Genomic DNA, 13737 nt, shown 5'->3' with positions numbered 1-13737 from the left:
TATTAAAAAAGAGGGTTATTAAAAAATAACCGATCTCATTGCTGAGAATCGGTTTTCTAATATATTTAATTAAGAAGTTTATTTTTACATAACATAAATTATGTAAAAACTCCTACAACAATAAATCTTTTACTTTCCCAATTTCACTTTTTGGAATCACTAGATGAATCATATCTCCGAGATACATTCTGGTTGAACCGTTAACGGTTTGGCTTTTACCATTATGGACTTGGGTGGTGATGAGTACGTTATGTGGTAAGTTGAGTTCGTGTACTTGTTTTCCTGCTATTTTATCTGAAACAGGGATTTCAATGAGAGTGACTTCTCCTTCGTCTGAAGCTTCTTCAGGCAGCATTTTTTCTAGCATGGCCTCATAAACTGGGGCACCCTTGAGCAGATCCATGATGATGTAGGCAACTAGGGTTACTAATCCAAGTGGCATGAGATTGCGAATATCTCCTACCATTTCGGTTACCAGAATCATAGCGGTTAAGGGTGCCTTAGATATTGCTCCAAAATAGCCACTCATTCCCAGAATGACAAATATAGGAAACTGCTCTTGACTGACAAGTCCAAGATTGACACAAATAACACCAACTAGAGCACCAAGTAAGGAACCTAGCGCCAAAATGGGTAGGAAAATTCCTCCTGGAAGGCCACTTCCATAACTAATCATGCTCCAAACAAAGCGAATCAAAAAGTAAGCTAATAGAACTTGGAAACTATAATCTTGCTTAGTCAGGGAAAGAACCAGCTGATTTCCACCACCAAGGATTTGGGGTAAGAAGATTCCGACTGGTATGATGAGAATGAAGGCCAGAATTGGATAATACGCTCTATCCAAATTGATTTTTTGACCAAGCCAATCATAAACTCGACCAACATTGAGCACAGCCTTCTCATAGAGAAAACCAGATAGTCCAAGAAAAACTCCCATAAGGAGGTAAATCCAATACTGGTCTAGGGTCATGAGTGGGATGTTGTCTGGCATATCCAGTACGGGTGTTAGGCCAAATATGAGCAGAGAAACAAAGTTTGCTACGAGACTAGCTGCGAGAGTGGAGACCCAGAAAAAGCGTGAAAAATGGTGATAAACTTCTTCTACCACAAAGAGAAGTCCTGCAATAGGTGCATTAAAGGCCGCAGCTAGACCAGCGGCAGCTCCACTAGCAATCAAGGAGCGTTCCTCTACTGGACTGGATTTGAGCCATTTGGCAATTCCTTTACCACCGACTGCTCCAAGTTGAATACTTGGTCCTTCACGCCCTAGCATAAGGCCACTAGCAATAGCCAAAATTCCTAGAATATATTTTTTCCAAAGTACGCCCCACCAGTTGAGAGTCATCAATCCCTTTAATTCGGCTTCAACTTGAGGAATTCCTGAACCTTTGATGTCTTTTTCTGACCGAGTTAATTTCGCACTGAGCCAACAAACTATTAAATAAAATAGACCAATGATAAAAAGATTGCGCACTAGGTGCGCTTGATCTTGATAAAGTCCTTGTATCAGGTGGAAGCCTTTTTCGATTAAAAACCGAAAAGATCCGACGATGAGTCCGACGACGAGACCCACGATGATGCCTCGCCCAACTTGGGATAATATGGTGCTTGAGGCAAAGGCAAATTCTTTCTTGGAGCTGAGTGTTTCTGACTGTTCCTCCATAATCATTCCTTCTAACTTAACTTTCTTTTTCTCCTGAAACCAGCGATTTAACGGGTTCAAAGCTGGTTCGGTGAATTGGGGTAACTCCTAGTTTTGTGAGGCCTTCCAGGTGTTTAGCTGTTCCATATCCTGCATTAGCAGTAAAATCATAGCCAGGGAACTGCTGATCGTAGTCCTTCATCAATTCATCACGTGTCACCTTGGCTACTATAGATGCTGCTGCGATAGAGAGGGAGTTGGCATCTCCTTTGATGATAGATGTTTGTGAAATTGGTAAATCCAGTTTCATGGCATCTATCAAGAGATGTTCAGGTTGAGGACTGAGCTGGGAGATTGCTTCCTTCATGGCCAGTTTGGTTGCTTCATAGATATTGACTTGGTCGATGATTTGATTATCCATGATACCAATGCCGATTGACAAAGCTTGGTCCTGAACGGCTTGGAAAATCTCCAGATGTTTCTTTTTTGGAATTTTCTTACTGTCGTTGAGGGCTTGAATCTTACAATTTTGAGGTAAAATAACAGCTGCAGCGACTACAGGCCCAGCCAGAGGACCACGACCAACCTCGTCAACACCTGCTATCAAGGTCAATCCTTGCTTGTAAAGTTCTTTTTCGTAGGAAAGCATGGATTCCAAACGAAGATCCTCATCCAATTCTGCCTGAATGGCTTTTTTACGCTTGCTGATTTCCTTTTGAACTCCAGAGCGATTATCCTTTTCAAGCTCTAAAAAAATAGGGCTTTCTAACTCCTTAACCGTTGCAAGTAGTTCTTTGATTTCTTTAATCGTCGCCATTGAGGTCTTCCAATGTATCTAAGGTATAGTTACCGAGTTTGCCGTCGCGGACTTCCTTCACGAAGAGACTGTAGAAACGGTCATAGTCATCACGGAAACCGAGGGCACGGGTCATGTCCATAATAATAACAGGCGCTTCTTCTTCAATTTTCATTTGTTTGAAGCGTTCAGCCAACTTTTCTGGATAATGTTCTTTGAAATAATTGAGGCCAAAAATAGTTACCTCATCCATAGGAAGCAACTGGTCTTTGATAGCTCCTGTCAAGGCCAGTTTCAATGCAACAGTTTCATCCTCAAACTTAGGCCAAAGAATCCCTGGTGTATCCAAGATTTCCAGGTCTTTATTGGTTTTGAGCCATTGTTGACCCTTTGTCACACCTGGTTTATTGCCGACAACGGCAATTTTCTTACCAGCCAAACGGTTCATAAGAGTTGATTTACCAGCGTTTGGAATCCCAATAATCATGGTACGCAAGGTTTCAATCTTGATGCCACGTTCTTTCTGGCGAGCAATCTTATCAGCCATGAGTTTTTTTGCCGCATCTGTTACAACTTTTACAGTTACTTGTTCTTTGGAGTTGATAGCCAGCGTCTGGATTCCCTGTGATTCAAAATACTGACGCCATTCCTTGGTCATTGCTGGATCGGCCAAGTCCGCCTTGTTTAAAATCAAGAGTTTTGGTTTGTCACCAACAATTTTGGTCAACATAGGATTTTGACTAGATAGAGGTAAGCGTGCATCCACCAAAATCGTCACAAAATCAACAAATTTTAAATTTTCCTGAACCTGTCGACGCGCTTTAGACATGTGGCCAGGAAACCATTGAATAGTAGCCATTGAGTTTTTTTCCTTTCGTAGCAAGGGTTTAGAGCCCCTATTTTATTTTATTATCGTCTGAACATAGAAAGTTTTAAAATGAATGATGTCCAAACAGTTCTTGTTTTATGACATAGAAATCTACTTTATATTATATCATGCCTTCTCTATTTTGTCCGATGATAGCCCTTCAAGCTCCCTGAATAGAAAAAGCGACTCTATAATATTTGTAGTGGGTAAATCCCCTATGGATATTATGGAGTCTATTTTGTGTAGAAAAAGTTCCATAGAAAAAATCATATGGAATCATTACTTTTTATCACAAAACCACTCGATATCAAAGACTCAACATCAAAAAAGAAAGGACGAAATGTGTCCTTTCTCGAGCTTAGCTTTTCTTTAACCCACTACAGTTGACAAAGAACCGAAATTAGTTTGATATTCCTAATCAATTTGTTCATATCTTATTTCAATCAACTATATATTAATTACAATAACCTATTCAATAGCCCAGTGAGAATAAGAGAACCACTCATTAATTAGATTATCGATTTCTTTGGGTGCTTGAGTATAAAGCTCATGGCTAACGTTTTCTAGAAAAATAGTATCAAAATAATCTGGTAATTCTTTTAGGACTTCCTCTCTCCATGTAGCTTCATCAGGATAGCGAGGACTGATAAACAAAGCATCTCCCACTTCTCTCTTAAAAGCTTGGATTTTTCTTCGTAGGCGGAGTATCGCTTCTATATTTTCATATTTTATAGCTAACTCATATCTATTATACTCAACATTCCAGTGATAGGACTGTCTTACGGCTTTCTCCATATTTTCTGACCAATGCTTTGCTTCGGATTTTTCTTTAGAAATAAGAAGATTTAAGTCCGAAACGACTTGAGATTCAATATAGTTTTTAGTTTCCTCTAACTCTGTATCTAAAGGCAAAATCTTATCTAAATCTAGATAGCCACCATCCAAAAGAATCAGTTTTGTCACTTCATAAAATTCCGATGCGAGATAACGAGCCAAATCTCCTCCAAGAGAATGGCCTATCAGACAGATAGATTCTTCCTCTACAATCTCATTTTTAAACCATGATTTCAATTCTGTTTCATCTCGAAGATGCTTTTCATATGGATTTAGAAAATAAATCTGCGAATTTAGTTCTTGAAAAAAATCCTTGCTATGATAGACATTGCTTCCCAAACCGCCAATAAAATATTTTTTCATTCTCTACTTAATACTATGCTTATTCATCTTTTGCTCAAAGATAGTCGTGATAATCTGACGTAACTCTTCACGTTCTTTTTCTGGGATTTCACCACTTATTTGGGCTGCTGCGTATAGTTCAGGGTGTTCAATTGAAATGCGTTTAATCGTACGTGTCGTAGCATGTTTTCTGACGAAAAATGGGATTCGCTTAATCAAATCTTGTGGTACTAGTGCAAGAATTTTCTCAGAAGTTTCCTTGTCACTAATCTTAGACGTCGTAAGCCCCTTCTTAATCATTTCCTGTTCTTTTTCTGTAAAATCTTTTAATTCCATTTGATTAGTCCTCCTATTTTCTCTAAGTTAAATTATATATCATTTGTAGCAAGACGACAAATAGTCTGTTTGTAAAATGCTCTCAATATTACAATTTTACTGTCACTCTTAATTGCTCTTTAATGAAAAATCACAAATCCATTTGGAGAGATGACAAGCTGATTTTCCAATTCTTGGCAATTGCTTGCTAGTGCTACTACTTCTTTTTCTAAAAGATAATCATCTTTTGATTGATTAAAGATGGCTTTAAGGACCCAGCCTTCGTATGTCCATTCCAAGACAACTACATTTTGTTTGATTTATTTTAGGCTGTACTTGCCTTGCGAAATGATTGCTGACGCGTGTTTGCGAATCTTGATTAGCTTCTTCATGAAATTCAACATATCATTGTCACTTGATACGCGTTCCCAAGGCATACAACGTCGACAATCTGGGTCTGGACCGCCAGTCAAGGATAACTCTGTTCCGTAATAGATGCACGGTGTTCCTTTTTGTAAAAATAGAAAGGCTAGAGATGATTTGACCAGTTGAACATCCTCATTGGCCATCCACAAGATTCGTTCTGTATCATGCGAATCCAAGAGATTAAACATAACCTCTGAAATCTGCTGTTTGTAATACATAGATTGGCCATTGATTTCATCGATGAACTGGTCTGTCTTCTTAACACCTCGTAAGAAATAGTCCTTGATGCTATCAGATAAAGGATAATTCATGACCGCATGAAACTCATCTCCATTTAGCCAAGGCTGAGACGTATGCCAGACTTCTCCTAAAATATAAAGATCAGGCTTTTTAGCTAAAACTGCCTTGCGAAAATCCTTCCAAAACTGATGGTCAATCTCATTAGCCACATCCAAACGCCAAGCATCAATATCAAACTCTTCAATCCAATAAGTCGCAACCGTTAAAAGATAGTCCTTGACCTCTGGATTGGCCGTATTTAGCTTAGGCATATAGTCCTCGAAACCAAAAGCATGATAGGGTAAGTCTCTCTTATTAGCCAGCTTTTCAGTAGTCACTGGGAATTGTTGAATATGGAACCAATCTTTGTAAGCGGACTCCTCCCCATTTTCGACAACATCTTGCCATTGAGGAGATTGAGAACCAATATGGTTAAATACAGCATCCAGCATGACTTTCATACCACGCTGATGCGCTTGCTCCACCAGTTCCCGAAAGGTCTCCTTGTCTCCAAAATGACGGTCAATTTCAAAGTAATCCGTCGTATTGTATTTATGATTGCTCGTAGATTCAAAGATAGGACAAAGATAAAGCCCAGTAATACCCAAGTCTTGCAAGTAATCCAGATGGTCAATAATCCCCTGTAAATCACCACCAAAGAAATCATCACTCTGGGGTGTGATAGAGGAATCCCAGTCTAAAGTCCCATCTGGGTTTAATCGAGCATTTCCATTAGCAAATCTCTCAGGAAATATCTGATACCATACCGTATTTGAAACCCAGTCAGGAACCTGGCATGCATCAATCTCATGAAGATAGGGCAACTTAAATCCATTTCCAATAGCATGAAGATTTTCTAGAGAATTGTCCACACACCCTTTATCACCATACAAAATACTTTGACCTTTTGTATCCTTGAGTTCAAAGAGATACTGGATACGTGCAAAGTCAACTGTCACTTCAACCTGCCAATAGTCAAATAAGGCATCAGAAGTTATCTTGGCCATTTGCTTTGTATCCTGATACAACTCCTCCATAAAGATAAAAGGGTCACCATAATGCAAGTTGATGCTTTCAATATCCTCTTTCTTAGTTCGAATACGAATATGAAGTTTCTTATCCTTATAAAGATAGGCATACTCTGATTCTGGTCTGTGGTAAATGGCTGTTAATTCCATTGTTCTGTTTCCTAATTCACTTTTATTTATCTTATTGCGCAAACGTTTTCATAATCATAATCCCAGTATACTACTTTCGTATTTTATTTTCAAGGCTTGTCCGTAGATTCTAGTGGTTTGGTTCTATAAATAAAAAGGGCTCTATAATATTTGTAGTGGGTAAATCCCCTATAGATCTTATGGAGCCGTTTTTGTTGTAGAAAAAAGTCCCATAAGATCTATAATGAAAAGCGACCAAACAACTCATTAGAAAGATTCATATGGAACAATTACATTTTATCACAAAACTACTCGATATCAAAGACCCTAATATCCAAATTATGGATGTTATTAATAGGGATACCCACAAAGAAATCATCGCTAAACTGGATTATCAGGCTTAAAACGGAAGTCATTGAGCTTGCGAATAACAGTTGACGTTGAAATGGAAAGCTGATGGGCAATATCGGTCATAGAAGTCTTTTCGATCAGCTTCTGAGCAATCTTTTGATTGACGATACGAGGGATTTGATGATTTTTCTTTACTAGAGGAGTCTCAGCGACCATCATTTTAGAGCACTGATAGCACTTAAACCGACGCTTTCTAAGTAGAATTCTAGTAGTCATACCAGTCGTTTCGAGGTAGGGGATCTTAGACGGTTTTTGAAAGTCATATTTCTTCATTTGACTTCCACAATCAGGACAAGATGGAGCCTGATTTTTCTCGTCTTCCTGAGATTATGTCCTGGGACGAGTATGCCTTCACTAAGGGCAAGATGAGTTTCATTGCACAAGATTTTGATAATCTCAACATCATCACTGTTCTTGAAGGCAGAACACAGGCTATCATCCGAAATCACTTTCTGCGCTACGATAGAGCCGTTCGCTGTCAGGTGAAAATCATTACTATGGATATGTTTAGTCCCTACTATGACTTGGCTAGACAACTTTTTCCGAATGCAAAAATTGTACTTGATCGCTTTCACATTGTTCAACATCTAAGTCGTGCCATGAGTCGTGTGCGTGTCCAAATTATGAATCAGTTTTATCGAAAATCCCATGAATACAAGGCTATCAAGCGTTACTGGAAGCTCATCCAACAGGATAGCCGTAAACTTAGCGATAAGCGATTTTATCGCCCTACTTTTCGCATGCACTTAACCAATAAAGAGATTCTTGATAAACTATTAAGCTATTCAGAAGACTTGAAAGATCACTATCATCTCTATCAACTCTTGCTTTTTCACTTCCAGAATAAGGAGCCTGAAAAATTTTTCGGACTCATTGAGGACAATCTAAAGCAGGTTCATCCTCTTTTTCAGACTGTCTTTAAAACCTTTCTAAAGGACAAAGAGAAAATCGTCAACGCCCTTCAATTACCCTATTCTAACGCAAAATTGGAAGCAACCAATAATCTCATCAAACTTATCAAACGAAATGCATTTGGTTTTCGGAACTTTGAAAACTTTAAAAAAGGATTTTTATTGCTCTGAACATCAAAAAAGAAAGGACGAATTTTGTCCTTTATCGAGCTTAGCTTTTCTTCAACCCACTACAGTTGACAAAGAGCCTAAAAAAGCAGCCAGTCCTACAACTTGCTACTTTTCAAATGATGATTTACAAATATCTTTGCAACCACTCTATTTTTTTAAAATCCTTATTGTTATTGTGCTCATTTCGATAAGAATCTTGGGAAGAAGCCTTGTAAATACTTAAAAACTGTTCTAGATTTGGAATGCGAAAAGTGATGTTTTCGAGATGAATCAGCTCTATATCCGATTCCGAAACTCCTGCAAAATCAGGTAAAGAATCAATACTTCCGAATTCAACACTCAGACCATCTTTTTTGAATTCATGCTCATGAATATCTATTAAGGCATATCCTAAGTGTTTCATCACTTTCATTATCCTGTCCCAGTCATAAATTCTGAGATGATCAGGTGCTTCCCAACCTCTAGGATCACCAGGCACATGAATGTCAATGTCGGACGGCTGCCATTCTTCATTTGATCGGTATTCAAACCCCAAAGACCCCATGAGCGTCGGAGTGATTCCGACTTGGTTTAAATGAGAACAAATTGTTCGAAATTCATCAAATAGAGAATTCATTCCTCCTCCAATCGTTGATATAGGACTTAATTTCGTTGTGAATAATAAACTAATTTTTACCTTCTACTCTTTCGGTTTCGAAAATACTTCTACTCGCTGAGCTAGGACTTTGATTTCTACAGGTAGGTTATCCGATTTATCGCCGTCAACATCTGACTCCAATTCACTATCTGAAGAGATCTTAATAGTACGCGCTCTGATATACTCAATATTATCATTACCAACAACATCCCCTTTTAATAAATCAGGAATGACGTATAATTTGGAAAATATAGAGGCATCTTTCAGAATCAAGATATTGGCATAGCCGTCTTTGTTTTCTTCAAAGATTTTCTTATCAGCGAAGTAATTTGTCAAGAGAACCAAAACATGGCTAGCTTCACCAACATAATTTCCATTTTCTGTCTCAACCTTAATGTTAAAGACCTGATCCGTCATGATAGACTTCATGGTATTTACAGCATAGGCAAGAATACCAAATTTTGTCTTGTCCTCGATTTCAACATTGTGAATCGCCTCAGGAAGTGAACCGATACTAAAGATATAACCAAAATAATTGTCATTTGCTTTACCGATATCAATCTTGTTGGTTAAGTTAAAATCGAGTTCCTCAATAGCGCCATCGATGCCTTGATTGATTTCCAACAGTTTTGTAATGAGATTACCCGTACCCCCAGGGATAATACCCAACTTAGGAATGTAGTCTCTCTCAGCAATACCAGAAATGACTTCGTTGACAGTCCCATCTCCACCAAAAACAACCACTGCATCGTACTGCTCACGAGACGCTTCTTCAGCAAAATTTGTTGCATCCAGCGCCTTTTCGGTAATTTTGGTTTCCACGTGCTCAAAGTATTCTTTTGCTTTATTCTCCAGCTTTTCTTTGTAATCCAAGGCCTTTTCCCCACCAGAGGTAGGGTTGATAATTACCATTGCTTTTTTCATTAATTTTCTCCTTAATATTCGTTAGAAATCTTTATATTTCATTATATGAAATTAAATGTACCCCTATTATACAATGAAAATACAGAAAAGAGAAATCTGACGTACTGGAGATTAATAGACTTTTATTTTCCCATCGCATAACTACATCCTTTAAGTGTTCATCCAAGTAAGAGTAGGTCTTATCCTTAATCCAATCAGGAATACCATAAGCTTCCTCTGCTATGCTGCCAGTAATTGCTGCGAGAGTATCACTGTCGCCACCAAGTGAGATGGAGTTTCTACTTATCATACTCTTTTATTTTATCAGCATATTCAGTCAAAAGATTCTTTGAATAAATTTTTTCAGCTTTTGAATTTCTAACTTCTTTCCAAAGAATAGAAGCTACTTTTAACTTGTTTGAATAGTTAAGACTATTTTCGTCTGCACAGAAATCCTTTAGAAATTGGTTCCATTGACAAACCGAATGATCATACTTGGCATAATCTGAATTTCCATAATAAACTTTTAGCATATCTTGGATTGTAAAACTCAAATCATTTTCTCTTTTTACTTTTCTCCATGCTGTAGCCATATCAGCAGTAAATTTAAATGGCGAAACACCTGTTAAAGTTGAGAAATATTCTCTAAAGTGTGTATTAAAGGAGAATCCACATTCAAGTAAGGGCGTATCTAAGGCAATAGCTGCCACTCGTTTCTTATTTCTTTTTGTTGATGATTTTTTAATCAAATTCCCCTTAAAGTACTGCTCGATAATATGATTGAGTTCTTGTTTTGTACCTCTATATTCAAGTTCTAATAACTTGCATATTTGTGAAAGTTCATCACGATACCAATAATATTTATTAAACTCATCAAACGAAGTGATTTTATCAAATTCTGGTCTGTTCTCTATCAATATTTTAGCTCCACAGAAAAATTTAGTTTTTCATCTTAAAATAATGGAGTTTTAGTTTCTTTATTTTGAGCATTAGCTCCGTTTCACTAACAAACTTACACACTCCACGTGATGCGTTTGTGGAACTCAAAAGATTCGGGGAACCTTTTGAGGATTAACTTCGTTTCTCCAACAAGCTTACACACTCGACATGGTGCGTCTGCGGAAAAAGATCAACCGGCTGGACTTTCTTCAACTCATATCCCAATTCTTGGTAGAGTTTGATATCACGCGCCATAGTAGCGACATTGCATGAGATATAGGCTATGCGGTCTGCTCCTGTTTGGCTACTTGCCTTGATAAAGCTTTCTGTGAGCCCTTTTCTTGGTGGGTCCACTAGAATAACGGTTGGTTGAATACCTTCCTTGAGCCAATTTTTCATGGCATTTTCGGCTGTATCACAGACATAGTGGGCGTTTGAAATATTGTTTAATTGGGCATTCTTCTTGCTATTCTCAACCGCTTCTGGAATTACTTCAACACCATAAACCTCCTTTACATGTTTCGCAACAGAGAGGCCAATTGTCCCGATACCAGAATAGGCATCAATAACCACATCATCTTCTTTTAATTCCGCAAAGTCAATGGCTGTTTGATAGAGTTTTTCAGCCATTTCAGTATTGACCTGGTAAAAAGCGGGTCCAGCGATTTGGTAGTCATTTCCCAACATCTGGTCAGTGATAAAATCTTGTCCATAAAGGGTACGCCAGTCTTTACCAAAAATTGCATTGATGTTCTGGTCGTTGATATTTTGCATAACAGACACAATCTCTGGGAACTGCTTGATTAATTGTTCAATCAATTGGTCAACACGAAAAATCTTCGGACGAGTGGTCACTAAAATAACCATGATTTGTCCAGAATAGTGTCCGCGACGCACCACAAGATTACGAATCAAGCCAGATTGTTCCTTTTCATCATAAGGTTTCAAATCATAACGGCGGAGCAAGTCACGTAGGCCTACTACTACCTCGTCAATCACAGGATCTTGGATAAAGAAATCTTCAAGAGGCATGAGGTCATGAGAATTCTTACGGAAAAAGCCAGTTTCCAAGATACTATTCACTCTACGTACAGGGACCTGTGCCTTGTTGCGATACTTGACTGGATTTTCCATACCAAGCGTTTCAGCAACCTCTACATCTGCAATTCCAGCAATCTTGTATAGACTGTCCTTGACCTGCTTGGTTTTAAACTTGAGCTGTTCTGGATAGGCAAGATGACCTAAATCCGCGATTCCTGAACGCAGGTAAGCCAAATCTAGATCTTGATTACGGTGTGGTGATTGGACAAGGTATTCTTCAACCTTCCCAAAGCCAATCTTTTTATTGACCTTGAGGACTCGCATGAGGATTTTTTCACTCGGCAAAGCATTCTCTACAAAAAAGACCAAACCATCCACCTTGGCAACTCCTGCCCCTTCATGGGTCAAGTCAACAATTTCAACTTCTACAATATCATTTTTCTTTAACATTCTCTTCTCTTTCTATTGGCCGACAAAAAAGACGGCAACGTTACGGTTACCATCTATTATACCATGAAATTTGTAATCAGATTCTCTTTATCTATTCTAGTTCATTTCTTTAAAGGCTGCTTCTGCATCCGCGTTGCTGATAACACCAAATTGTATCTTTCCAATCTTTCCTTGACTGTCAATCAGGTATTCTGTAGGAATGCTTCGGATTTGATAAGCTTGGAAGGTAGTTGCCTTTGTATCATAAAGAACTGGGATATCCTTATAACCTTGATCTTGGAACCATTGTGGGAATTGCTCAACAGTTTTTTCACCTTGAATACCCGGTGCAATGACACTAAGAATTTCAAAATCGCGATCTGGTTTTGCAGCTAATTCCATCAACTCAGGCATACTTTTCTTACATGGACCACACCAGGAAGCCCAAAACTTCAAATAGACTTTTTTACCCTTATAATCAGATAACTTAACTTCTTTACCGTCCATAGATTGCAAGGTAAAATCTGGAGCATCTTTTCCAACAGCAATTTGTTGTACAGTCGTTTGTTGTTTTGGCTGTTGTGCTGCTTGAGTCTGTTTAGTCTCTTCCTCACCACAGGCTATCAATACGACTAATGACAAGAGGCTTAAGCCAGCAAATATTATTTTTTTCATTTGTTCTCCTTTATTCAAAAATTCCAGCTAGAACATTTACTTGTCCTAATAGTAACAAAATTCCCATTAAAATAATGAGGAAACCACCAATTTTCTTCAGTAGCATCATATGACGCTTGATTTTACTAAAATAAGGCATCACGACTCCTGAAGCTAGGGCCAAGACCAAGAAAGGAATTGCCATCCCCAGAGTGTAAATCAAGGTATAAATAGCACCTTGCCAAGCGCCATTGCCTCCAGAAGCCGCAAGCGCTAAAACAGAACTCAAAACTGGACCGATACAAGGCGTCCAACCGAAGCTAAAGGTAATACCGAGTAAAAAGGCCGACCAATAACGATTGGCTTCTGATTTCTTAAAAGTAAAGCTTTTTTGAACCTCTAATTTCTTAAAATGAAAAATTTCCATCTGGTGAAGGCCTAAAATGATAATAATTGTTCCCATGGTATAGCGAAACCAATTGGCATAGAGAATATTACCAAAGTAACCAGCACCAAATCCTAAAATAAAGAAAATGAGAGAGATACCTGCGATAAAGCAAAGCGTTCGAATCAAGCCTGACCAAGCGACTTTTCTTCCAAATAAGGAGAAGCTTTTTGCACTTTCCTGATCATCCAATAAAACTCCAGCATAAACTGGCAGAAGAGGAAAAATACAGGGAGAAAAGAAGGACAAGACCCCTGCTAAAAAAACAGAGATTGAAAAGACTATCGTTTCCAATAAAGAACCAACTTTCTTAAGAATTTAAAACTATTGTACTATAAATATTAAAATTTGTATCAAGTTTGCTACGGTTAACTGTTTTTGTCATTATATTATGTGAAACAAACTCTTTAATAGTACACTATGTTTTCTAAAACATTGTTGGAAATTGATTTGAATTTCCCAATCAAGTTGTTCGTTTTTTTCATTTCATTATAGATAAAAGAAAAAGATTGAAGAAATTTGTCCAAGTCGACTTTT

12 protein-coding genes and 3 pseudogenes are annotated in these 13737 nt (G+C 38.1%); 2 read left to right on the top strand and 13 right to left on the bottom strand.

Translation table 11 applies throughout. The features are described 5' to 3' along the window. Nucleotides 1–112: 112 nt before the first annotated feature. The 6 genes and pseudogenes from O3601_RS01190 to O3601_RS01165 all read right to left on the bottom strand — a co-directional run bounded on the left by O3601_RS01190 (nt 113) and on the right by O3601_RS01165 (nt 6680). A complete protein-coding gene (locus O3601_RS01190; protein WP_004248487.1) occupies nt 113–1663 on the bottom strand; it encodes a ClC family H(+)/Cl(-) exchange transporter in 1551 nt (516 codons plus the stop codon). 16 nt (nt 1664–1679) lie between these two features. Further along, a complete protein-coding gene (locus tag O3601_RS01185; RefSeq protein WP_000201109.1) occupies nt 1680–2459 on the bottom strand; it encodes a ribonuclease HII in 780 nt (259 codons plus the stop codon). Beyond that, nucleotides 2446–3297, bottom strand: coding sequence for a ribosome biogenesis GTPase YlqF (gene ylqF / locus O3601_RS01180; RefSeq protein ID WP_000201308.1), 852 nt, complete (start codon nt 3295–3297; stop codon nt 2446–2448). The genes O3601_RS01185 and ylqF overlap by 14 nt, the downstream gene beginning before the upstream one ends. Before the next feature lie 477 nt (nt 3298–3774). Then, nucleotides 3775–4503 carry an alpha/beta hydrolase gene (locus O3601_RS01175; RefSeq protein ID WP_371470519.1) on the bottom strand — a complete coding sequence of 243 codons (729 nt, stop codon included), beginning with the start codon at nt 4501–4503 and terminating at the stop codon, nt 3775–3777. Between the two features lie 3 nt (nt 4504–4506). After that, a complete protein-coding gene (locus tag O3601_RS01170) occupies nt 4507–4818 on the bottom strand; it encodes a hypothetical protein (RefSeq protein WP_371470518.1) in 312 nt (103 codons plus the stop codon). A gap of 119 nt (nt 4819–4937) precedes the next feature. Next, nucleotides 4938–6680 (bottom strand): annotated as a pseudogene (locus O3601_RS01165) (glycoside hydrolase family 13 protein). A 260-nt stretch (nt 6681–6940) separates the two neighbouring features. Between O3601_RS01165 and O3601_RS01160 the strand changes: the two are divergent. Then, nucleotides 6941–7063 (top strand): hypothetical protein, encoded by a 123-nt coding sequence (locus tag O3601_RS01160; protein ID WP_371470580.1) that lies wholly within the window; start codon nt 6941–6943, stop codon nt 7061–7063. On the opposite strand, the pseudogene O3601_RS01155 reads toward O3601_RS01160, so the two are convergent. Then, nucleotides 7053–7373, bottom strand: a pseudogene (locus O3601_RS01155) (transposase family protein); the annotation flags it as partial. The gene O3601_RS01160 and the pseudogene O3601_RS01155 overlap by 11 nt on opposite strands. Between O3601_RS01155 and O3601_RS01150 the strand changes: the two are divergent. Next, nucleotides 7373–8196 (top strand): annotated as a pseudogene (locus O3601_RS01150) (ISL3 family transposase); the annotation flags it as partial. The pseudogenes O3601_RS01155 and O3601_RS01150 sit on opposite strands and share 1 nt — an antisense overlap. 80 nt (nt 8197–8276) lie before the next feature. Here the strand turns inward: O3601_RS01150 and O3601_RS01145 are convergent. The 6 genes from O3601_RS01145 to ccdA2 all read right to left on the bottom strand — a co-directional run bounded on the left by O3601_RS01145 (nt 8277) and on the right by ccdA2 (nt 13494). Further along, nucleotides 8277–8768: a phosphoribosylanthranilate isomerase gene (locus O3601_RS01145; protein WP_371470516.1), complete on the bottom strand. Its 492-nt coding sequence runs from the start codon at nt 8766–8768 to the stop codon at nt 8277–8279. 63 nt (nt 8769–8831) lie between these two features. Further along, on the bottom strand, nt 8832–9713 hold the full coding sequence (locus O3601_RS01140) for a diacylglycerol kinase family protein (protein WP_371470515.1): 882 nt from the start codon (nt 9711–9713) through the stop codon (nt 8832–8834). A gap of 278 nt (nt 9714–9991) precedes the next feature. Further along, nucleotides 9992–10609, bottom strand: coding sequence for an SAP domain-containing protein (locus O3601_RS01135; RefSeq protein WP_371470513.1), 618 nt, complete (start codon nt 10607–10609; stop codon nt 9992–9994). A gap of 154 nt (nt 10610–10763) precedes the next feature. Beyond that, nucleotides 10764–12122 carry a 23S rRNA (uracil(1939)-C(5))-methyltransferase RlmD gene (gene rlmD, locus O3601_RS01130; protein WP_371470511.1) on the bottom strand — a complete coding sequence of 453 codons (1359 nt, stop codon included), beginning with the start codon at nt 12120–12122 and terminating at the stop codon, nt 10764–10766. Nucleotides 12123–12218: 96 nt separating this feature from the next. Further along, the gene (sdbB, locus tag O3601_RS01125) at nt 12219–12776 is read right to left on the bottom strand and encodes a thiol-disulfide oxidoreductase-associated lipoprotein SdbB (protein ID WP_371470509.1); all 558 of its coding nucleotides are present in this window, start codon (nt 12774–12776) and stop codon (nt 12219–12221) included. A gap of 10 nt (nt 12777–12786) precedes the next feature. Further along, the gene (ccdA2, locus tag O3601_RS01120) at nt 12787–13494 is read right to left on the bottom strand and encodes a thiol-disulfide oxidoreductase-associated membrane protein CcdA2 (protein WP_049524056.1); all 708 of its coding nucleotides are present in this window, start codon (nt 13492–13494) and stop codon (nt 12787–12789) included. Between the last annotated feature and the right edge of the window lie 243 nt (nt 13495–13737).

Source organism: Streptococcus sp. 20925_1_69, assembly GCF_041432365.1.
Classification (GTDB): Bacteria; Bacillota; Bacilli; order Lactobacillales; family Streptococcaceae; genus Streptococcus.
This window is presented reverse-complemented; position numbering and strand designations above follow the sequence as displayed.

Coding starts and splice junctions, on each gene's coding strand:
- O3601_RS01190 (WP_004248487.1), bottom strand. CDS start 1,663: ATGGAGGAACAGTCAGAAACACTCAGCTCCAAGAAAGAATTTGCCTTT.
- O3601_RS01185 (WP_000201109.1), bottom strand. CDS start 2,459: ATGGCGACGATTAAAGAAATCAAAGAACTACTTGCAACGGTTAAGGAG.
- ylqF (WP_000201308.1), bottom strand. CDS start 3,297: ATGGCTACTATTCAATGGTTTCCTGGCCACATGTCTAAAGCGCGTCGA.
- O3601_RS01175 (WP_371470519.1), bottom strand. CDS start 4,503: ATGAAAAAATATTTTATTGGCGGTTTGGGAAGCAATGTCTATCATAGC.
- O3601_RS01170 (WP_371470518.1), bottom strand. CDS start 4,818: ATGGAATTAAAAGATTTTACAGAAAAAGAACAGGAAATGATTAAGAAG.
- O3601_RS01160 (WP_371470580.1), top strand. CDS start 6,941: ATGGAACAATTACATTTTATCACAAAACTACTCGATATCAAAGACCCT.
- O3601_RS01145 (WP_371470516.1), bottom strand. CDS start 8,768: ATGAATTCTCTATTTGATGAATTTCGAACAATTTGTTCTCATTTAAAC.
- O3601_RS01140 (WP_371470515.1), bottom strand. CDS start 9,713: ATGAAAAAAGCAATGGTAATTATCAACCCTACCTCTGGTGGGGAAAAG.
- rlmD (WP_371470511.1), bottom strand. CDS start 12,122: ATGTTAAAGAAAAATGATATTGTAGAAGTTGAAATTGTTGACTTGACC.
- sdbB (WP_371470509.1), bottom strand. CDS start 12,776: ATGAAAAAAATAATATTTGCTGGCTTAAGCCTCTTGTCATTAGTCGTA.